Origin of the sequence: Desulfonatronum sp. SC1 (genome assembly GCF_003046795.1) — a bacterium.
Classification (GTDB): domain Bacteria; phylum Desulfobacterota; class Desulfovibrionia; order Desulfovibrionales; family Desulfonatronaceae; genus Desulfonatronum.
On record NZ_PZKN01000029.1, the window covers coordinates 14,519 to 34,957 of the forward strand.

Consider the following 20,439-nt stretch of genomic DNA (forward strand, 5'->3'; position numbering starts at 1 on the left):
CCGTCCCGTAGGGGCACGGCGCGCCGTGCCCCTACGGCGTGAAACGGCGCGAATATTGTTCCGTATACATTCACCGGGGCACGACCACAGTCTGTCCCTGATGGCGCAGGATGTCCACCTGGACGCCGTAGACCTCGTGAACCATGTCCGGGGTCAGGTCCGTGTTGCAGCCGCAGCAAAAGACTTTGCCCTCCTTGATGAACACGAAGGCGTCGGAGAAGCGGAAGGCCATGTTCAGGTCGTGCATGGTCATCACCGCGGCCAGTTTGTGTTCGTGGACCACATGGCGGATGGTGCGCAGGATTTCCAGTTGGTTTTTGAGGTCCAGGCTGCTGGTGGGTTCGTCCAGCAGAAGCACCGAGGGTTCCTGGACCAGGGCCCGGGCAATGCAGACCTTTTGCAGTTCTCCGCCGCTCATCTCGTTGATATGCCGCAGGGCCAGGTGATCCAGGCCGAGCTGTTTCAAGGCCCCGTCCACCATGCGCAGGTCCGCCTCGGAGGTCCGCCAGCGCAGGTGCGGCTTGCGGCCCAGGAGTACGGCGTCAAAGGCGGTCATCCGCCCGGCCTCATTGCGCTGGGCCACGTAGCCCAGGCGTTTGGCGATGTCCCCGGCGCGCATCCGGAAGACGTCGGCGTTTTCCACCATCACGGCGCCGGTTTTGGGTTTGAGCATGGCGTTGATGCAGCGCAGCAAGGTGGTTTTACCCACGCCGTTGGGGCCCAGGATGGTCAGGACCTGGCCCTGGTCAACGCTGAAGTCCAGACCGTGCAGAACCATCCGGCCGTTGTAGCCGATGCGGATGTTTTGTACGTCCAGGATCATCGGTTGCGTCCCCGGATCAGCAGATAGAGGAAGGTCGGCGCGCCCAGGAAGGCGGTGAGGATGGATACCGGGAGCATCCGGGGGGCGAGCAGCATGCGGGCAGCGATGTCCGCGGCCAGGAGCAGGCAGGCACCGGTCAGGGCCGAGGCCGGAAGCAGGAAGCGGTGGTCGTCGCCGATGACCCGGCGGACGATATGCGGGCAGACCAGTCCGACGAAGCCGATGATTCCCAGGAAGGAGACGATCACCGCGGTAACCAGGGACGCCGTGAGCATCCCGACCATCCGGACCAGCTCCACCCGGACGCCCAGTCCTCTGGCCGTCTCGTCCCCGGCGTCGATGGCGTTGTAGTTCCAGCGGTTGAGGATGAAAAAAAGCACCGCACCGGACACGACCACGGCCATGAAGCCCACCTCCGGCCATCCGGCCCGGCCCACGTCGCCGAAGGTCCAAAAGACCATGGCCGCCAATTGCACGTCGTCGGCAAAATACTGCAAAAACATGGTCCCCGCGGAAAAGAGCGAGCCCAGGGCCACCCCGCTGAGGACCATCACCTCCGGACTGGCCCCGCGCAGCCGGGCAATGGCGATGATGATCAGCGAGGCGGCCATGCAGGCGATGAACGCGGATAAGGTGGTCAGGTAAGGATTGATGATGCTCACCGCGCCCACCTGGGTGCTCTGCATGGTTCCGGAGCCCAGGAGCATCACGGAGAAGGCCGCCCCAAAGGCCCCGGCCTGGGAAATGCCCAAAGTGAAGGGCGAGCCCAGGGGATTGCGCAGGATGGACTGCATGGCCGCCCCGGCCGCGGCCAGCCCGGCCCCGGCCAGGATCGCGGCCAGGGCATGAGGCAGGCGGATGTTCCGGACGATGATCTCGTACCGGGTATCCTCTCCCAGGCCGAAAAAGGCCAGAACCACTTCCCAGGGAGGGATACGCACCGCACCGAAGGATACGGCCAGAATCAGCAGGACGCCGGTCAGCCCGGCCAGGAAGACCAGGAACAGAATCTTGCGGCCGATGTACGCGCTGTAGGTCGTCGGGATCTGGCCGTGATCAAAATGGCTCATGATTACCGGATGTCGATCCGACCAAAGGCCAGGCCCTGGAACTGGCTGTTCATTTCTTCAAACGCCGGGCCGCCGTTCAGGAGGATGGCGATCTCCTCGGCCTTGGCCATGGGGTCAACGTCGGCGAAGCGGTCCGGATAAAGCACCTTGCCTACGTAATACGCGTTGGCGAAGACGGATTCGAAGTTTTGCGTGTAGGAGTTGTAGGGGAACAAGCCGTATATCCGTCCGGCATGCACCGCGGACAGGGCTTGGTAGGCCGGGTCGGTTCGGAGTTGGTCCAGGGCGTTGACTCCTGCGTCCAAGCGCATGGTGGCCACGTCGATGAAGATGATTTCCGGATCCCAGATCACGATCTGTTCCTTGGAAACCGTGGCATGGGACGCCCGCTGTTCAGGGGTGGAGAGCGAGGCGGCGACATTGTTGGCCCGGGTGAACGCAAACGGCGCAAAGGACGGTTCCGTGGACTGAAAACCGTGTGGCCCGCGCTGGCCCAGCCCTCCGATGTAGGTGGACGGACGCTGGTCATCGGGCACATCCGCGGTGCGGGCAAGCAGATCCGCCTCCAGGGCGTCGAAAAAGTCGATGACCGCCGCGGCCCGTTCCTGTGTACCCATGACCTCCCCGATCAACAGCAAGGACTCATTGAGGTTCTTCCGACCAAACGTCAGGTTGCCGTACTCCAGGGCGATCACGGGAATGCCGGTCTTGGTCTGGAGCTGCTCCGGGTCGCCGTCGCGGGCGGCATAGGTCTTGAAAATGACCTGGGGCTGGGGATCCAGCCCGGCAATCAACTCCGGACTATCCTGGCCCCGGAATTCACCGAAAATCGGGTAGATCTTGAATTGCGGATTGGCGATGGCGTAGGGTCGGGCGTCAATGGGTGATCCGTGGACCTCGATGCTGTCCACTGCCACGATCCGGTCATGGGCTTGGAGATAAGTCAGCAAGCGCAGACACCCGGACCCGGAACAAATCACCCGGTCCACCTGGGCCGGAATGACGGACTCGCGACCCAGGGCATCCGTGATGGTCCTGGTGTCTTGAGCCTGGGCCAAAGTCGAAAATAAGACGACAGCCACGATGAGGGCCGCCGGGGAGCCAAACCAAGCAATCTTGGTGCGCATATCTTCTCCTGATTGTGAGGGTTATTTGATCAGCGCGGGCCGGGAAGGGCCGGGGATTAGAACCTGACAGGTTCCAGGAGAAGCCCGAAAAAGGCTTTGCCGGATGCTGATCTCGGTTCTGAACAATGCGCCCAATGAGAAATCATGTCGGCGCTGTTATACGATTATATCAATTTTCAGAATAATGACAATGAAAAATGAGTTAAAGCGACAGCGTGTCACTGTTCAGGGTTCTTCGTGTTACGGCAGGTCGTCTTTCCGGGGTCTTTTAATCCGCACCCCCGACTCAGGATTGGCGGGGATTTATCCGAGAAGGATGCGGCGAGTGGTCAGGGTGTGCAGCAGTTCCTGATCGTGGCTGGCGATGAGCATGGTTCGGGGAGAAGAGGACAAGGCGTGGAGGACCATGTCCCGGGAGCGGGCGTCCAGGTCGTTGGTGGGTTCGTCCAGGAGCAGGACTTGGGGCTGCATGACCAGGACCGTGGCCAGACTGACCAGGCGTTTCTGGCCGCCGGACAAGGTGTGGGGCTGGCGATGGGCGAGGTGGGACAGGTTCAGTTGGTCCAGGATGGCCAGGGATTCAGCCCTGGCCTCGGCTGGAGATCGGCCCAGGTTCAGCGGCCCGAAGGCCACGTCTTCCAGGACAGTGGGGGAAAAGAGCTGGTCGTCGGGGTTCTGAAAAACAAGACCAACGCCGCGGCGCAGGGCCGCGAGGTCCGCTTTGGTCCGCACGGGACGGTCTTGGAAAAGCAGGGAGCCTTGGCGAAGCGGGATCAGGCCGACCAGAGTGAGCAGGAGGGTGGTTTTGCCGCTGCCCACGGGGCCGACCAGGCCGACGCGCTCTTCCGAATGCAGGGAGAGATGGAAGTCTTCCAGAATTGGTGGAGCCGAAGGGCCGTGGGCCACCAAGGCCTCCCGCAGGGCCAGCAGGGGCGGGGTCGTCTTTTGGGTCATCACCAGATCAACCGGTCGTGCAAGGTAATCAGCACCGGAGGGATGCAGAGCGCGGATGCCAGGACCGCTTGGGACGCGGTCCAGGAGCCGTTGTCCAGGGTACGAAAGCGACCGTTGAAGCCCCGCAGGAGCATGGCTCCGCGGATCCGTTCAGCCCGGGCCAGACTCCGGAGCAAGGTCTGTCCGAAAAGGACGGCAATGGTCCGGTAGGTATGCCGGGAGCACTGGGGGACGAAACCGCGGGCCAGGGCGGCCCGGTGCAGGCGCTGAAATTCCTCGGCCACCAGAAAGAGCTGGCGAAAGGTCAGCGCCAGGAGCAGCGACAATTTACGGCCCAGCCTCAAGCGGCGCATCGCCTGGGCCAAGGCGGGCACGGACGAGGTGCAGAGCAGGGCGATGAAGACCAGGAGCAGGGCGTTGCCTTTGAGGCTGATCCGCAGGGCCAGGGTCAGGCCGTCCTGGCTGAGCCAGGAGACGGCGGCAAGGGCCGGGCCGGGATAGGTCAGGCCGAGAACCAGGGCCAGACCGAGAAAAAAGATGTTGGCCGGGATAAGCCTTACGGCCACGCGACCCAGGGGCAGCCCGGCCAGACGGGTCAGCCCCAGCCCGAAGAGCAGTGCCGCCAACCCGGCTCCGTGACCCTGGACCGCTGAGATCGCGATCAGGCAGACCGCGGAGGTCAGGATCTTGATCCGGGCGTCCATCTGGTGCAGCGGGCTTGCGCCGTGGTGCAATGGGCCGACGTTTCGGCTCAGGGAGCCTTGAGGGCCGAGGAGTTCGTCGAGCATATCGCCAGTCACCGGGGAGGGGTGTTGGTTTCCGTTTTTCGGCGCAGCAGCAACGCGCCCAGACCGGCCAGACCGACGATCCAGCCGATGCCCCCGACGATCTCCGGGATGCCCGGGCCGCGTTGGCTCAAGGCCAGGATTTCCCGGCGCAGGGGGGCGATTTCCTGGCGCACGGCTTCGGCGACGGCCTGTTGGAGCAGCGGGGAAAGCCGGGTTTGGTCCATGTGTTGGTCTGGGAAGGATGGGAGGTCTGGGATCTCTGGGGGAGAGGGTGAGGCCGACGAAGGTGCGGCAAGTGCGGGGAGTTCGTCGGGGGCAATGGTTTGTTCGGCCAGGTGGCCGGCCCCGTCCGTGGCCTGGACCAGCAGAGGGGCGCGGCGTTCCAGGGCAATGGCCGGAAGAGGGGCTTCGTAAAGCCCCTGGGCGTCCGTGGCACCGGAAAGGAGCACGTCGCCGGTGACGGCGTCCTGGACGGTGATGGTCATGTTCGCGCCGATCTGGCCCGTGCCGAAGGCGGTCTCCACCATCAGCCGGTCTCCCTGGATCCAGGCCATGATCAGCAGGCGGTGGGCATGGGCCGTGGCGGTCCAGCAGGGTGCCGAGAAGCAAACCAGCAGCAGGGCGAGAAGCCCAAGGCGGAGTGGAGCGGGATTCAGCATGGCGACTCTCCTGCCGTGGCGGGCGGAAGGGAGCAGGTCAGCAGATCCGGCCGGGTCTGGCCCAGGAAGCCGACCACGAACACGGCCACCGCGCCCTCGATGGCGGCCACCGGCAGGTGGGCCAGGACCACCAGTTTGGCCGCGGCCAGGAACCCTTGGTCGGTCATGGCCAGGGCCGTTCCAGCCAGCAGGGCCGTGCCCAGCACCGCGCCCGATCCCGCCAGCAGCCCGGCCACGAGAGCCGGTTTGCCGCCTTGGGCCAGTAATGGGCGAAGAACGAGGCCGCAGAGCACGGCGGGCAGGGCCACGGACGCCGTGTTCACGCCCAGGACCAGCAGGCCGCCGAACTGGAAGAGCAGGGCCTGAAGCAACAGCCCCACGAAGATAACCGGAAAGGCGATCCAGCCCAGCAGCAGGCCGGCCAGGCCGTTGAGCAAGAGATGAACGCTGCCGGGGCCCAGGGGGACGTGGATCAGGGAGCCGATGAAAAAGACCGCGGCCATGGCCGCGGCCAGGACCAGCCGATCCTCGTCCAGTCGGCGCAGACCAAGCCACAATCCGGGGATCGTGACGGCAGCGCCCAGAGCCAGGACCGGTGCGGAGAGAACGCCTTCAGTGATGTGCATGGCCGACGCCTCCGTGGTTGGGTTGGGCGGCGGTTGGTTCGGTCAGCCCAAGGCTGTCCATGGCCGTGTCCAGATGGTCCAGCCAGATGGACCGGAAGCAGGGAGATTCGATGGTTCCGGCGGCGTGTTCCCGGACCTCGAATCCGGCCGTGCGCAGCCGGTTGCTCCAGGAAGTGGGTCGGTCTCCGAACATGTCCTTTTGGACGTGATGGCCGCAAACGGCCATGAAGGGCAGCAGCCAGACCGTGGAAACCCGTTGTTCCTGAAGCTGGGCGATAATGGCCGCAAGGCCCGGCTCGCCCATGAGCAGGGCCGTGTGCAGCAGCGGGTCGCGGTCCTGAAATTGGGACTGCAAGTCCAGATAGCGTTGCTGGCCGTCGTGATAGGTGCCGTGTCCGGCCAGGATCACGGCTTCGTCGGGTCGGCGCTCCCGGGGAATGAACCCCGGCAAGCAGTCCGCGACCCGGCGCAGATCCTCCGGGTCTTTCAGGAGCGGCGCGCCCAGGGCGACCTGGATGAATCCCTTGCGCGGGTGCTCGTAGGCCTTGGCCAGGTTTTCGGTCCAGAAGTATTCCACGCCGGGAATGGTGTGCAAAGACTGGACGGTCAAGTGGGTCACGCCCTGGTCGTGCATCCGGCTCAGGGCCACGGCCACGCAGTCGTGGGGCAGGCCCTGGTCGGCCAGCTTGCGCCGGACCTTGTGCGCGGTGAATCCCCAGGCTAGGGGAATGCCCGGATACCGGGCGCGGACCTGGACTTCGAACTGGTCGTAGGCTTGGCGGGCTGGGACCACCGTTGTGCCGAAGGCGACCAGCAGAATGCCCGGACGCTTGGGGCCGGGAGGAGCTTCGGGGCCATGGTGATGATGATCGTGGTCGTGCTCATGGCCATGATCATGGCCGTGCCCGCATTTGGGGTGGTGGTCGTGATGGTCAAAGGCGAGGCCGTGACGGTGTCGGCCATGTGGGTGCGTATCGGTCTGCATCGATTCCCTCCGGAAAAGAACGGGACGGGAAACGAGTGTTCGGCGTGCTTGGGAGGCTGGGTTGTCGGCGCGTCGGGCCGGGAACATCAGGGCACTGGCGGGACATCCCCTGAAGCGGCAAAACACCCGTTGCCTTGGGGCCTGATGCCGGTAGGTCTTCTGGCTTCCCCAGGAAGTCGTTCCGCCTTCCCATCCCCGTTCGGCGTGTTTTGCCGAGCATGGACAGTGGCGTCTTCAAGAACGCTTCGCTTCTCCCCGAAACTTAGCAGTCCGTTGAAAAACTCCCAATTGCTGCGTCGCTGCAAAAAGTTCAAACTCTCACGTATGGGTAAATACGCTTCGACCTTGATTCGATTGCCAGGACGGCAAATCGAAAATGTGGCGAAGCCACAGCCCGTGAGGGCCGGACACAGGACGTGTCCGGTAGCTTTTTTTGCTCCTTGCACTTGGGGTTTTTGAACGGACTGCTGGATAAAGACTTTTTCAACAGTTAGGGGGAGCTGGGGTTACAGCGGCGGGTCCGCTCCGGTATCGCACCGGATTCCCTCTTCGTCTCCATAACGGAGAACCAGCATGTTTCGGACCTCGTATCCGGGATGGGGGCAGGAGTCAAACGGGCGATGGATGGGAGATCGGTTGTGAGGCGAGGTCAGCTTGAGAGGCCGGTCATGGCCAGTTGGTTGCGGTAGGCCTGAATACTCGCGGCGAGGTGGAAAGGAGCGGGGGCGATTGCTGACGATTGCGTGGGAACGGTGAAGTCCGGCGTTCGGCTGAAGAATCCGGGATGATCGGACGCGGCCTGGTCTTGAGCACGGGCCGCGGGTTGGTGATCGTCGCCTGCAGCCTGGCGCTCTTCCTGCTCGTTCTGAATGCGTTCCATCCGGGCTTCGGCCTCCATCTGGGCCGCGCTGGTCGCCACCTTGACGTCTTGGGCCGAAGGGCTGGCCGGGGCCAGGGCGGCCCGGCGGATGGTCTGGGCTTTCTGTTCGGTCTGTTCCGGGTTTCCGGGGACAGGAGAGGTGTCGATGCTCACTTCCCCGCCCACGGCGTATTGCCGTCCGTCCGGACCGGTCTCGTAGGTGTAGCTGGCTCCGGCGGTGACATACTGCCCTCCGGCGGCCACATGGGCCTGTTCATGGGCCCGAACCTCGGCGTCGCGCTGGCGAAGTTGCTCCAGAACCTGACGATCCTCCGAGGACAACTCGGACTCGTCGCGCGCCGCGTGAATTTCGTCCCGATTGTCGCTGTCGTCCCGGCCCGCGGCTTGCGTCTCTTTGGGATCATTGTCCTGGTCCGGGGCCGTATCACCTTGGCTTTCTTTTCTGGTGAACGTCTCCCGGTGGTGCTGTTCTTCGAATACGCCGGCCGATACTGGTCTGGCGTTCGGCCCGTAGCCGAGATCCAGGCCGAGGGTGACGGTCTGGCTGTCGGAGGGCTTGCTTCTCTGGGCGTCCTGGTCGGCACGGTGACTCAGGTTGACCACATCTCTTGGAGCAAGAGGAGTTGAAGGCAGCACGGCACCGGCAATTCCACTTGCAACTCCGGCCGCCGTGGAAGCCTGCTCGTTCAGGTTCTGCCCGGTCCCGGAGTGCTGTTGCCGAGAGGAGTTGCAAAACGGACACGAGCCGTCTTCGCCGTGCTGGGAATGGTCGTGGCTCGCGAAACCGCCCAGGGACGCCGAATTGCTCCAGGAGGGAGCGGAAGCGGGCTGTGATGCGGCGATGTCCATAGAGGGGACTCTGAGAGGTGCTGAGGCTCTGGGATAAGTAAAGCCATGGCGGTCGAAGATTGGCTATGCCACCTGCTTTATCGGCGGGATTTCGGAATACTTTAGGGGCGAGCGAAAAGTTTTTTACAGGCCGAGCCAGAGCGCCAAGGCCCTGTTGACCTGGAGCATGGTTTCTTCGGGGGCATGACCTATGACCCGGCGGATGCGTTCCCGTTTGATGGCGGAGATTTTATCCACCATGATCTGAGATACGACGCTCAATCCGTTGGTTTCGGAGGGGTTGAGCGTGATGCGGAACAGCGGGGCGTCCTGGATGCTGGAGGAAAACGGACAAACCACTATGCTGGCGTGGCCGACATTGGCGTGGTCGTGCTGGACGACCAGGGCTGGGCAGATTTTTCCATAATCTCCGGTCATTGCGACGATGACCAAATCTCCCCGGCGGACATCAAGTGGGTGGTCACCGCTCATCAGAGGTATCCCAGGCAGAGACGTTCTCCAGGAATTCCAGCACTTCGGATTCCTCCTGGCTTTGGCTGACCAGAGAGGATTGACGCCGCATTTCGTCGGCAACCTCCTGAGTCCGGGTATCGGGTACCCATATCTGGATCGACCGCATTCCACGTTCCTTCATCCGGGCGCGATAGCCTCTCATGGCTTCACGGGCCGAGAGGGGGGAGCGTTGTGTTTCCATGTGGTTGGCCTCCTTGTTTTCGATAACGTAGTTATGGGAGGTTTCGGGGTCAAGGCATCCGGAAACGGTCGGCTTCCAATCAACTTGACCGCGTCCGAAAAATATCGCACTCTGCGACCTCTCCACCAGCCATGGATCTTCTTGTGACTCCCTGAATTCATTCCCGTTGCCTTTGTATAACCCCTGCCGCCGGCGAAAGTTCGACGATGTGTGGCGGGGTTCTTTTGTTCTTTTTCCCGTCCTTCCAACCACCGTCATATGAACAAACTCCAGAAAGAAGTCGCCCGGCGACGCACGTTCGCCATTATCAGCCACCCGGACGCCGGGAAAACCACGCTCACGGAAAAACTGCTCCTGTTCGGCGGGGCCATTCATTTGGCCGGGGCGGTCAAGGCCAAGAAGAACTCCCGGGGGGTCACCTCGGACTGGATGGCCGTGGAGCGGGAGCGGGGCATTTCCGTGACCTCGTCGGTGATGAAGTTCGATTATAACGGCCATGAGATCAATCTGCTGGACACCCCCGGTCACCAGGACTTTTCCGAGGACACCTACCGCGTGCTCACCGCGGTGGATTCCGTGCTGATGGTCATCGACAGCGCCAAGGGCGTGGAGGTGCAGACCAAAAAGCTGATGGAGGTCTGCCGGATGCGCAACACGCCGATCATGACCTTCATCAACAAGCTGGACCGGGACGGCCTGGAGCCCATCGAACTCCTGGACGACATCGAGACCAACCTGGGCATCGAGTGCGCGCCCCTGACCTGGCCCGTGGGCATGGGCAAGGGGTTCAAGGGGGTGTACGACCTGCGCCGGGACGAGCTGCGGTTTTTCGTGCCCGACGGCCAGAAATCCACCCGGCCCACGGACGTGGTCCACGTCAAGGGTTTGGACGATCCCCAACTGGACGAATTGCTGGGCCGGGACGCCCGGGACCTGCGGGGGGACGCAGAGCTGCTGGCCGGGGCCGGACACCCTTTTGACCATGAGCGCTATCTGGCCGCCAGGCAGACGCCGGTGTTTTTCGGCAGCGCCATCAACAACTTCGGGATACAGGAACTCCTGGACACCTTCGTGGCCCTGGCGCCCCCGCCGCAGCCCAGGGAGGCGGAAACCGGGGTGAACGGCAACGCGGGAACGCGGGTCGTTTCCCCGCTGGAGCCGGATTTTTCCGGGGTGGTCTTCAAGATCCAGGCGAACATGGACCCGGCCCACCGGGACCGGATCGCCTTTTTACGGATTATTTCCGGCCATTTCGAGAAAGGCATGCGGGTGCGGCACCATCGGATCGGGAAAGACGTCCAGATCGCCAACGCCACGATCTTCATGGCCCACGACCGCACCGGCGTGGAAGAGGCCTGGCCCGGAGACATCATCGGGGTCCACAACCACGGGACCATCAAGATCGGGGACACCTTTTCCCTCAAGGAGCCGTTGAAATTCACCGGCATTCCCAGCTTCGCCCCGGAGCATTTCCGCCGGGTCCGGCTCAAGGATCCGATGCGGGCCAAGCAACTGGAAAAAGGGCTCTTGCAGCTCTGCGAGGAAGGCGCGGTGCAGGTCTTCCGGCCCCTGCGCGCCAACGACTACCTGCTGGGCGCGGTGGGGCCGCTGCAATTCGAGGTCACCATGGCCCGGCTCAAGGACGAGTACAACGTGGACGCCGGATACGAGCCCGTGGACATCACCGGGGCGCGGTGGATCGCCGGCGGCAAGGACGCCAAGAAGTTCATCGCGGACAACGGCCGGGACATCGCCACGGACATCGACGGGGACATGGTCTACCTCGTGTCCAACCCCTGGCGCTTGGAGCGGCTGCTGGAAACCTACGACGACATCGTGCTGCAAACCATCAAGGAGCACAGGTAGCCGGTCGCATGGATCACGCGAGCAGGAAAGTCCTGGAAGCCCGGATGCGGGAGGAAATGGCCGGTCTGCGGGAGCAGTTGGGCGATCTGGAGGAACGGGCGCGAACCGTGGAGCTGGATCAGCAGGCCGTGGGGCGGCTTTCCCGGATGGACTCCCTGGCCAACCAGAGTATCGCGGTCAACGCCCTGGGCAAGGCCAAGAGCCGTTTGGCGCGGTTGGAACGGGCCCTGTTCAGGATCGAAGACGAGGATTTCGGCCTTTGCGCCGACTGCGGCGACCCCATCGCCCCGGCCAGACTACTGGCCATGCCCGAGGCGGTGCTCTGCGTTGGGTGCGCCGAGTAGCGGTTGAGCAAGTAATTTCTTGGGATGGCCCAATGTGCCGGGCGAATTGGTTGACGCTTTTCAGGAGCGCATAATTCCTTTGCCCGCCGTGAAAAAACGAACCGCCCGCTCCCGTTGGTCGCTCAAGTCGCCAGGACCGCCAAGGAAAAGATTTTGGAAAGCAGGGAAAAAGCTGCTTTCCAAAAGCATTGCCCTCCCTTTCGGGAGTAACCAAAAATCTCTTCTTCGCGACCTTTGCGCCCTGAGCGAAGCGGGCGGTTCAATTTTATACGTATCAACAGAGAAACGACTTTTTACCACTATCTAACCGAGGAGGCTTTATGACACAGGCGCAAACCGGCAGTCAGGTCAAGGTGCACTACACTGGCCGTCTGGACAGCGGGCAGGTTTTCGACAGCTCCGCGGATCGCGAACCGCTGGAATTCACCCTGGGCCAGGGGCAGTTGATCCCCGGCTTCGAGGCCGCGGTGACCGGAATGCAGGTGGGCGACAAAAAGACCGTGACCATTGCCGCGGAAGACGCCTACGGCCCTCGTCAGGACGACCTGCTGTTCTCCGTGGAACGCTCCCAACTCCCGGATACCATCCAGCCTGAGGTGGGGCAGCAGTTGCAGGTCAACCAGGAGGGGCAGACCGCCGTGGTCACCATTTCCGAACTCACGGACACCACCATGACCCTGGACGCCAACCATCCCCTGGCCGGAGAAAACCTGACCTTTGACCTGGAAGTGGTCGAGGTGGCCTGATTCGGGTTGATAATGCCAATTCTGATTCAATAATCCGTTATTTGCTTAAAATGGTGCAGTTATCGGGGTCGGCGTCGGGGTCGGTATCGGTATCGATACCGTTTGCTGGTCTTTAACCTTAATTCAATCCCGATTCCGATACCGACCCCAATACCGGAAGATACGCTTGAATTGGAAATGGTATTACTCGTCAACGCCGGGTTTCTTCCGGCGGGCTTGAATCTTTACGCCGCGTCGGATGCATTCGACGCGGCGTTTTTGTTTTGTCGAGGTAGTATTCCGCTACCACCCATCTCTTCACATGTGGTGTACTGAATTGCTATAATTCTTTCACACTTTAAAAAAGGATGAAACAGATGGCTAAAATTCTGATGATTACCGGCGATTTCACGGAAGACTATGAAACCATGGTTCCTTTCCAGATCCTGCTGGCCGCTGGACACCAGGTGGATGCGGTGTGCCCCGGCAAGGCGGCAGGCGAGGTGGTCGCAACAGCGATCCACGATTTCGAGGGGCACCAGACCTACACCGAAAAACCGGGACACAACTTTACCCTCAACGCCACGTTTGCCGAAATAAAGGCCGAAACCTATGACGGTCTGGTGATTCCCGGTGGGCGGGCGCCCGAGTACCTGCGCCTGAATCCCGAGGTTCTTGAAATGGTGAAACATTTCTTCACGGCCGATAAGCCGGTGGCCGCCATTTGTCACGGCGCGCAACTGCTGGTGGCGGCAGGTGTGCTCAATGGCCGGACCTGTTCCGCTTACCCGGCTTGCGAACCCGAAGTGCGCGTGGCGGGCGGAAAATACGCTCCCCTGGAGATGACGGAGGCGATAACCGACGGCAAACTGGTGACCGCCCCGGCCTGGCCGGCCAATCCCGCCTGGATGGCGCAGTTCATGGCCCTGCTTGATGGCTGATTCTTTCTGAAAAGGGGAGGTTTTCCATGTGCCAACTGTTCATCAACGCCGACAGCGATCTTTGGAAAAGCCAAACCAAGTCGTTGCGGATCGACGGCGTTTCCACCAGTATCCGCATTGAAAACTTCTTCTGGACAACCCTGGAAGAGATCGCCACCCGCGATCGGATGACGGTGAATCAGTTGATCACCAAGCTGTACTTCGAGTCCATGGACGCCGATCACGACCTCGGCAATTTCACCTCTTTTCTGCGCGTCTGCTGTGCCCGTTATCACGCGCTGATGGCCGCGGGTGAATTATCCCCCGCCTTGAATGAGGAGCTTTGCAACGTCCCTTCCGCCGCAATCCTGGAGCGGGAGAGCGCCCGATGGACTGAGCGGGGCAAGCTGGTGAAAGCCGCTTCGCCGAGGAGCCGGATGCACTGAACCGCTCAGGAGCATTGACGCCAAAATCGGCAGCCCACGCATGACGGTCCGACCTTGATATTCAGGGTCGGACCTTTTTTCGTTGACCAGCGCAACGGGTACTGAAGCCGCCAGGATCGCCGGAAGGGTTCATGAATCGCCTCTTCTTTGCGCACCCCGCGTCCTGAGCGAAGCGGGCGGTTCAATTCCCTACGTGTCAACAGGTTCCGAATCATCCCGATTGCTTCCATGCCAAATGTAGTTTAATGGACTCAACATTTGGTATTGTTTCGGCTTCTCGGAGCCAGCACCGGAATTTGACGATGGCTTCCCGATGTGGGTGTAACGATCTTGGTGGATACTGGCCTTCAAGCCTGCTTCCCATCGTCAAAAAAAGGTCATGGATGCGTCCATCATTTGCTTCGAGGTTGGCTTTATGTCCCCTATGTTGGATGAAATTATGGCTGCTTCTTAAAGTTGACCTCAGGAGAAGGCATAAAGCTGATTTCGGCGTCAAGAGAAAGTTGGGCTGCATATTTTAAAATTTTAAAATAATTGAGTTAATGTCGGGGTTTGAGTTGAATAATTCTACCAAAATTGGTAGGTGGCAAGGTCTGGAATTTGGGGGGTGGAATTTTGCGAATTTCGGATAATAACGCTGTTTCCGCGACGCGGAAGCGTCGCGGGAACGGGCCGGGGCTGACTGCGTCCAGCCGGTTGCCCTCGCCGCGGAAGCCGCGTCGAGAACAACCGGCTGGACCGGACTTCGGCCTGTCTTTCCGCAAGCGAGCTTGCTCCAGCACAGCTCGAAGCCGGTCAACCCCGGCCCGGTGGGCTTTCTAAAATGAGACTTTCACATTTGGTTGCAATCGCGAGTGCGCTTATCGCTGGTGGATGCGCATACGGGCAAGGGGTTGCAGATACCCAGATCATCTACCGGCTGTGCCATGGTGATGTCCATGCCGTTCAAATGTATGTGGAACCCGAAAGCGTCATAATCACTGTGAAGCTAACCGAAGGTGCTGCGGAAACGTTCGCCTCCTTGACCGAAATGAATATTGGAAAAAATCTTATTGTGCTTGCTGGGGAGTCGAAGCTATCCAGTGCAATAGTTCGATCTCGCATCGAGTCCGGGCGGGTCGTCAGCGGCCCTCTTACAGAACCTGAGGCAAGAGACTTGCTCGGTGTGCTCCATGAACAGTTGCCATTATCACCCTGCGGTGTGGTCCAACACGGCCCTCCAGTTGACGCTGAGCCCGCTGCGCGGCCTCGGCGCAACTGAGCGCTAACGTCGACCTACCTGAGTGTTGAAAAAAATATTTGTCTGCAGTCCGTTCAAAAAAGCAAGCGCAAGGAGCAAGAAAAGCAATCCGGACACGTCCTGTGTCCGGTCCCTACGGGCTGTCGCTGCGCCACATTTTCGATTTGCCGTCCTGGCAATCGAATCAAGGTCGAAGCGTAGTTATTGATCGTAAGAGTTTGAACTTTTTGCAGCGACGCGGCAAATGGGAGTTTTTCAACTGCTACATAAGGTAGAAGCCGCATCAGGCACAACGGGTGTCCGGTGGAGATTGCCCGGGCTTTTTGAGTAGCCAAAATTATTCTTCGTCACCCCGTGATAGCGTCATCTTCGTGGACAAGCGTTCGATTTCGATCACGGTTTCAATTTCGATAGCGATTCAGGTGGCGGGTAAGGAGCGAGAACGAATTTGCCCTGTTGGCCTTGCTCTTCAACTCTTGTCAGTCCGTGTCAAAAACAGTACAGTTCCGTCTCCTTTATCAACTGACACGAGGTGAGCACGCCCATGCAAAAGAAGAAAAATTCGCGCACCGTTTACATCGTGGCCTTGGCTCTCTTTCTGGTCGGCTTTGGGACGTTGTTGATGGCTGGTCTGAAACAGAACAGCATTTATTTTTTGAATGTTTCCGAGGCATTGGCCATGCCTGCGGAGGATATTCAGCAGATTCGTCTGTTCGGGACCGTGGCCGAGGACGGCCTGGTTTTTGATCCCCAGCATATGGGGGTCCGGTTTATGCTGGCGGACAACGACGATGCGTCCCAGCGCATCCCGGTTCAGTATCGGGGCGTGGTCCCGGATCTGTTCGAGCCCGGGGCCGAGGTGATTCTGGAAGGCGGCTACTTGATCCAGGAAGGGGTCTTCAACGCCAAGACCCTGATGACCAAGTGTCCTTCGAAGTACGAGGCCGAGAATCGGTCCGGATGAGTTTTCCCCTAATTCCTTCTGCAGAAGCGGTCCGCGAGTGACGTGAGCGGGCCGTTTTTTTTGGAGCGCATTCATGCACATTATTCCGTATTACAGTCTTCTGGCCGCCCTGTTGCTCTCGTTGCTGGCGGCCGCGGCCTGCGTCCATCAAGCCTGGGAGGGCCGGTCCAAAGTGCTGCCCTGGGTGGAGAACGCCCAGATCGTGGTCTGCACCCTGGTGACCATCAGCTCGTTCTTCTTGCTCTGGGCGTTTTACGTCAAGGACTTCTCCCTGCTCTACGTCAGTCGCTACTCCGACCTGACCCTGCCGCTGTTCTACCGGCTGACCGCCTTCTGGGCCGGGCAGGCCGGGTCCATGTTGTTCTGGGCGTGGCTGGTGGTGATTTGCGGGACGATCATGCTCTTCACCAGACGATATCGGCTGCTCAGCGGCCAGACCAGGATCTTTTTCTGGATTTTCTTTTTGGGAATCCAGGCTTTCTTCATGTATCTGCTCACCGGGCATCAGAATCCCTTCATGGAAATCTCCCCCGCGCCGTTGGACGGCCAGGGGTTGAATCCGCTGCTCCAGCATCCGGGGATGATCATCCATCCGCCCACTTTGTTCATCGGGTACGCCGGGTTCACTATTCCGGCCTGTCTGGCTTTGGCCTGCTGGATCACCGGGGAGAAACATTCCTGGATCCAGATTGCCCACAACTGGACCCTGACCGCGTGGATCTTCCTCGCAGCCGGGATCATCATCGGCGGATGGTGGGCCTACCTGGAACTGGGATGGGGCGGCTACTGGGCCTGGGACCCGGTGGAAAACGCCTCGCTGATTCCCTGGCTCAGTTCCACGGCCTTCCTGCATACGGCCATCGTCGGCCAGGGCCGCAAGGCCCTGGGCAAGACCAATGTGCTGCTGATGGTTCTGACCCTGGTGCTCTGTTTCATGGCCACCTACCTGGTACGCAGCGGGGTGATCGACTCTCTGCACGCCTTTGGCGATGGCGGGGTTGGCAATCCACTGATGCTGTTCATGATGTTCAGCATGGCGGTCACGGCTCTGGTCCTGTTTTTCGGCCCGGCCCGGGATGATCGCCCCTTGAGCGGTTTGACCAGCCGACAAGGCTTGCTGGTGGTCACGGCCTGGATTTTTCTGACCTTGGGCCTAGTGGTCCTGATGGGCACTTTCTGGCCGGTGATCAGCAAGCTGTGGACCCAGAATCCCATGGGCCTGGACGCCGGGTTCTACAACCGGGTCTGTTTGCCGCTTTTCGTGGTGATCGGCGCGCTCCTGGTGATCTGCCCCTGGATGCAGTGGAAGGGGGGCGTGCGCCACGGCAAATGGCTCGCGGTCCTGGCCGGGATCTGGCTGGCCCTGGGCGTGGTTTTGTGGGTCAACGGGATTCGCATGCCTCTGGCCCTGGTCGGTGCCAGCGCTGGGTTGGCCATGGTGGTCAGCATAGTGATGCTGTTCATCCTGGATCCGTCCCTGCGGAAGCGGCGCACGGCCTGGGGGGCCTATGGGGTGCATCTGGGCGTGGCCCTGATGTTTCTGGGCGTGGCCATTTCCGGTCCGTACAAGGTGGAAGCCGAGGCCGTGCTCGCTCCCGGCGAATACATGACCATTGAAGATTACACCATCACGTATGTGGGCATGGAAACCTGGAGCACCCCGGCCATGACGGTCTTCGCCTCCCGGCTGGAAGTTTCCCGGGACGGCAAGATCATCGGCGAGCTGGCCCCGCAGAGACGCTCCTACCGGACCTGGGATCGGCCCCATGCCAAGATCGACACGCGCTTCAGCCTGGGCGTGGAACTGTATGCCACGCTGCTGGGCTTTACCGAGGACGAGATCATCAGCCTGAAAATGAGCACCCAGCCCCTGGTGAACTGGATCTGGATCGGTTGCGTTATTTTGTGTCTGGTGGGGTTCGTCGCGTTGCGCACGTCCAAGGGCAAGGACCGGGAAACCAACCCCGGAGCGGATGCGGCCACCGCCACCTCTTGAGGGCGGTGATGCGCCGTGGCTTCGTGAGCAGTGGCCCTGAATGACCCAAAGTAAACCAGCACTCGTCAGCCTGAACGGCGTTGGCCATTTTTTCGGCCAACGCCTGGTTTTTCGCCAGGTATCCCTGGACGTCGCGCCGGGCGAGGTGGTGCTGGTCCTGGGGCCCAACGGGGCCGGGAAGTCCACCCTGCTTCAGATCGTCGCCGGGCTGCTGACCCCTGGAAGCGGGGAGGTGGCCTGGAATCTGGAACACGGCGAGATCGGCTATCTTGGCCACGGGACCTGCGTGTACCCGTTTCTGAGCGCCTCGGAGAACCTGTTGTTCTGGGCCCGGATGCACGGCATGACGCCATCGATCTCGGAAATCTCCACGGTCCTGGACCGGGTGGAGTTGAAAGCCGCGGCCTTGGAGCGGGCCGGCACCTTTTCCCGGGGCATGGCCCAGCGGCTCAGCCTGGCCCGCGTCCTCCTGCTCAACTCCCGGATGCTGCTCCTGGACGAACCGGCCACGGGTCTGGACACGGCCTCCCGGGCCATATTGGACCGAGAGATCGGCCAGGCCAGGGCTCGCGGGGCCGCCGTGGTCTGGGTCAGCCACGATGCCCGTCGAGACGCTCTCCTGACGGACCGGGTGCTGGTGCTGCAAGGCAAGCGGCAGGCTTTTCTGGGGAGCGCGAACGACTACTTGGAGTGGTCCGGTGATGCCTAGATTTTTGGTCCTGGCGCGCAAGGATCTGGGCCTGATGCTCGGCCTGGGTCTGGGTTTGGCCCAGACGATCCTGCTGGGGCTGTTGATCATCTTCGTCTTCAGTCTTTCCCTGCCCGTGGGCGAGACCATGACCGGCCAGGCCGCGGCGGCCATCTTCTGGCTGGCTTCGGTCTTCGGCTTGGTTCTGCTGTTCAATGCTTTGTATCACCTGGAGGAGGCCAACGGCGTCCGTCTGGGGCTGCTCCTGGCGCCCATCAGTCCGGGGACCGTGTTTCTGGGCAAGGCCCTGGCCGGGGCCGCGCTGCTGCTGCTGGCCCAGATTTTTTTCCTGCTCGGGCTGGTGGTTTTTCTCGGCCAATCCCTGTATGGCCAGTGGGCGTCGGCTTTGGGTCTGGTCCTGGCCGTGGACCTGGGCCTGGTTGTTCTGGGTTCCCTGCTGGGCGCGCTCAGTCAGGGGCAGGCGGCCAGGGAGTCCCTGCTCAGCGTGATTCTCTTTCCGCTGCTGGTGCCCCTGCTCCTGGGCGGCGTCAAACTGGGCGGGGGCCTGTTGTCCGGGGTCGGGTTCCAGGACGAATCCCAATGGCTGACGTTGATTCTGGCCTTCGACGCCCTGTTCGCCGCGGTGGCGTTGATTCTGTTTCCCCTGGTCTTCCGGGAGGGATGACAGTCCGTTGAAAAACTCCCAATTGCTGCGTCGCTGCAAAATGTTCAAACTCTCACGTATGAATAAATACGCTTCGACCTTGATTCGATTGCCAGGACGGCAAATCGAAAATGTGGCGAAGCCACAGCCCGCAGGGGCCGGACACAGGACGTGTCCGGATAGCTTTTTTGCTCCTTGCACTTGGGGTTTTTGAACGGACTGTGGATAAGGACTTTTTCAACACTCAGATGAGCCGCACATGAAGAATTCCGTCTTGCTTTCGACCCTGGCCGTGGCGGCCGCGTTGACCCTGGTGGCCGCGCATCTGGCCATCTGGCTGCATGCCCCGGTGGAGGCGACCATGGGGCTGGTGCAAAAGATATTCTACCTCCATCTGCCCCTGGCCTGGTGGGCCCTGCTCAGTTTTTTCCTGGTCTTCGTGGGCAGCGTGGGCGTGCTGGTGCGCAAAACTCCGGTCTGGGACGCCCTGGCCGGTGCGGCCGCGGAACTGGGCGTTTTGTTCAGCGGTTTGGCTCTGATCACCGGCTCCCTGTGGGCCAGGCCCATCTGGAACGTCTGGTGGACCTGGGACCCCCGGCTGACCACGGCCCTGATCATGTGGTTCGTGTACATGGGCTACCTGGTGCTGCGCACCTCCCCGATCCCCGAGGTCAAACGCCGGACCCTCTGCGCGGTGCTGGGCATCGTGGCCTTCGTGGACATCCCGCTGGTCTTTTTCTCCACCCGGTTGTGGCGCAGCATTCATCCGTCCGTGATGTCCTCTTCCGGAGGGGGCATGGAACCCGAGATGTGGCAGGCCATGGGGGGGTCCCTGGCCGCGGTGGGCCTGCTCTGGATTGTTTTGGTCGCGTTGCGCGTCCGGCAAATCTTGTCCCAGGACCGCCTGGACGGCCTTTGGGCCGCCCGGCTTTAACAGTCCGTTGAAAAACTCCCAATTGCTGCGTCGCCACAAATAGTTCAAACTCTCACGTATAAATAAATACGCTTCGACCTTGATTCGATTGCCAGGACGGCAAATCGATAATGTGGCGCAGCCACAGCCCGCAGGGGCCGGACACAGGACGTGTCCGGTAGCTTTTTTTGCTCCTTGCACTTAGGATTTTTGAACGG

The 20,439-nt window shown here is 61.2% G+C and carries 21 protein-coding genes and 1 riboswitch; of the genes, 10 read left to right on the forward strand and 11 right to left on the reverse strand.

Annotated features, from left to right (window positions below; all coding sequences use genetic code 11):
- Window positions 1-70: 70 nt before the first annotated feature.
- From C6366_RS14430 to C6366_RS14480, 11 genes are all read right to left on the reverse strand, one after another.
- Complete coding sequence (locus C6366_RS14430; protein WP_031387616.1) at window positions 71-823, reverse strand: ABC transporter ATP-binding protein; 753 nt, start codon at window positions 821-823, stop codon at window positions 71-73.
- On the reverse strand, window positions 820-1,893 hold the full coding sequence (locus C6366_RS14435; RefSeq protein ID WP_107739104.1) for an iron ABC transporter permease: 1,074 nt from the start codon (window positions 1,891-1,893) through the stop codon (window positions 820-822). Before C6366_RS14435 ends, C6366_RS14430 begins: the two co-directional genes overlap by 4 nt.
- 2 nt (window positions 1,894-1,895) lie before the next feature.
- Complete coding sequence (locus C6366_RS14440) at window positions 1,896-3,020, reverse strand: iron ABC transporter substrate-binding protein (protein WP_107739106.1); 1,125 nt, start codon at window positions 3,018-3,020, stop codon at window positions 1,896-1,898.
- Between the two features lie 303 nt (window positions 3,021-3,323).
- A complete protein-coding gene (locus C6366_RS14445) occupies window positions 3,324-3,974 on the reverse strand; it encodes an energy-coupling factor ABC transporter ATP-binding protein (protein WP_107739108.1) in 651 nt (216 codons plus the stop codon).
- Window positions 3,974-4,762: an energy-coupling factor transporter transmembrane protein EcfT gene (locus C6366_RS14450; protein ID WP_107739110.1), complete on the reverse strand. Its 789-nt coding sequence runs from the start codon at window positions 4,760-4,762 to the stop codon at window positions 3,974-3,976. The genes C6366_RS14445 and C6366_RS14450 overlap by 1 nt, the downstream gene beginning before the upstream one ends.
- A gap of 8 nt (window positions 4,763-4,770) precedes the next feature.
- Entirely contained in the window at window positions 4,771-5,421 is a 651-nt protein-coding gene (locus C6366_RS14455) for a hypothetical protein (protein ID WP_107739112.1), read from the reverse strand.
- Window positions 5,415-6,047: a cobalt transporter CbiM gene (gene cbiM / locus C6366_RS14460; protein WP_107739114.1), complete on the reverse strand. Its 633-nt coding sequence runs from the start codon at window positions 6,045-6,047 to the stop codon at window positions 5,415-5,417. Before cbiM ends, C6366_RS14455 begins: the two co-directional genes overlap by 7 nt.
- On the reverse strand, window positions 6,034-7,032 hold the full coding sequence (locus C6366_RS14465; RefSeq protein WP_158269802.1) for a sirohydrochlorin cobaltochelatase: 999 nt from the start codon (window positions 7,030-7,032) through the stop codon (window positions 6,034-6,036). The genes cbiM and C6366_RS14465 overlap by 14 nt, the downstream gene beginning before the upstream one ends.
- A 439-nt stretch (window positions 7,033-7,471) precedes the next feature.
- Window positions 7,472-7,620, reverse strand: a riboswitch (cobalamin riboswitch).
- A gap of 61 nt (window positions 7,621-7,681) precedes the next feature.
- Complete coding sequence (locus tag C6366_RS14470; RefSeq protein ID WP_107739118.1) at window positions 7,682-8,761, reverse strand: putative metalloprotease CJM1_0395 family protein; 1,080 nt, start codon at window positions 8,759-8,761, stop codon at window positions 7,682-7,684.
- A 123-nt stretch (window positions 8,762-8,884) separates the two neighbouring features.
- The gene (locus tag C6366_RS14475) at window positions 8,885-9,232 is read right to left on the reverse strand and encodes a type II toxin-antitoxin system PemK/MazF family toxin (RefSeq protein WP_107739120.1); all 348 of its coding nucleotides are present in this window, start codon (window positions 9,230-9,232) and stop codon (window positions 8,885-8,887) included.
- On the reverse strand, window positions 9,222-9,455 hold the full coding sequence (locus C6366_RS14480; protein ID WP_107739192.1) for an antitoxin MazE family protein: 234 nt from the start codon (window positions 9,453-9,455) through the stop codon (window positions 9,222-9,224). Before C6366_RS14480 ends, C6366_RS14475 begins: the two co-directional genes overlap by 11 nt.
- Window positions 9,456-9,713: 258 nt before the next feature.
- Here C6366_RS14480 and C6366_RS14485 point away from each other — a divergent pair, with 258 nt between their 5' ends.
- The 10 genes from C6366_RS14485 to ccsA all read left to right on the forward strand — a co-directional run bounded on the left by C6366_RS14485 (window position 9,714) and on the right by ccsA (window position 20,242).
- A complete protein-coding gene (locus tag C6366_RS14485) occupies window positions 9,714-11,321 on the forward strand; it encodes a peptide chain release factor 3 (RefSeq protein WP_107739122.1) in 1,608 nt (535 codons plus the stop codon).
- 8 nt (window positions 11,322-11,329) lie between these two features.
- On the forward strand, window positions 11,330-11,665 hold the full coding sequence (locus C6366_RS14490; protein WP_107739124.1) for a TraR/DksA family transcriptional regulator: 336 nt from the start codon (window positions 11,330-11,332) through the stop codon (window positions 11,663-11,665).
- A gap of 320 nt (window positions 11,666-11,985) precedes the next feature.
- A complete protein-coding gene (locus C6366_RS14495) occupies window positions 11,986-12,411 on the forward strand; it encodes a peptidylprolyl isomerase (RefSeq protein WP_107739126.1) in 426 nt (141 codons plus the stop codon).
- Between the two features lie 356 nt (window positions 12,412-12,767).
- Entirely contained in the window at window positions 12,768-13,331 is a 564-nt protein-coding gene (locus C6366_RS14500) for a DJ-1/PfpI family protein (RefSeq protein WP_107739128.1), read from the forward strand.
- A 26-nt stretch (window positions 13,332-13,357) separates the two neighbouring features.
- The gene (locus tag C6366_RS14505) at window positions 13,358-13,756 is read left to right on the forward strand and encodes a ribbon-helix-helix domain-containing protein (protein ID WP_107739130.1); all 399 of its coding nucleotides are present in this window, start codon (window positions 13,358-13,360) and stop codon (window positions 13,754-13,756) included.
- A gap of 1,784 nt (window positions 13,757-15,540) precedes the next feature.
- Window positions 15,541-15,960 carry a cytochrome c maturation protein CcmE gene (locus C6366_RS14515; RefSeq protein ID WP_107739134.1) on the forward strand — a complete coding sequence of 140 codons (420 nt, stop codon included), beginning with the start codon at window positions 15,541-15,543 and terminating at the stop codon, window positions 15,958-15,960.
- A gap of 73 nt (window positions 15,961-16,033) precedes the next feature.
- Window positions 16,034-17,956 carry a heme lyase CcmF/NrfE family subunit gene (locus tag C6366_RS14520; RefSeq protein WP_107739136.1) on the forward strand — a complete coding sequence of 641 codons (1,923 nt, stop codon included), beginning with the start codon at window positions 16,034-16,036 and terminating at the stop codon, window positions 17,954-17,956.
- 40 nt (window positions 17,957-17,996) lie between these two features.
- Complete coding sequence (gene ccmA, locus C6366_RS14525) at window positions 17,997-18,665, forward strand: heme ABC exporter ATP-binding protein CcmA (RefSeq protein WP_107739138.1); 669 nt, start codon at window positions 17,997-17,999, stop codon at window positions 18,663-18,665.
- A complete protein-coding gene (locus C6366_RS14530; protein WP_107739140.1) occupies window positions 18,658-19,329 on the forward strand; it encodes a heme exporter protein CcmB in 672 nt (223 codons plus the stop codon). Before ccmA ends, C6366_RS14530 begins: the two co-directional genes overlap by 8 nt.
- Before the next feature lie 238 nt (window positions 19,330-19,567).
- Window positions 19,568-20,242 (forward strand): cytochrome c biogenesis protein CcsA, encoded by a 675-nt coding sequence (gene ccsA / locus C6366_RS14535; protein WP_107739142.1) that lies wholly within the window; start codon window positions 19,568-19,570, stop codon window positions 20,240-20,242.
- Window positions 20,243-20,439 lie beyond the last annotated feature (197 nt).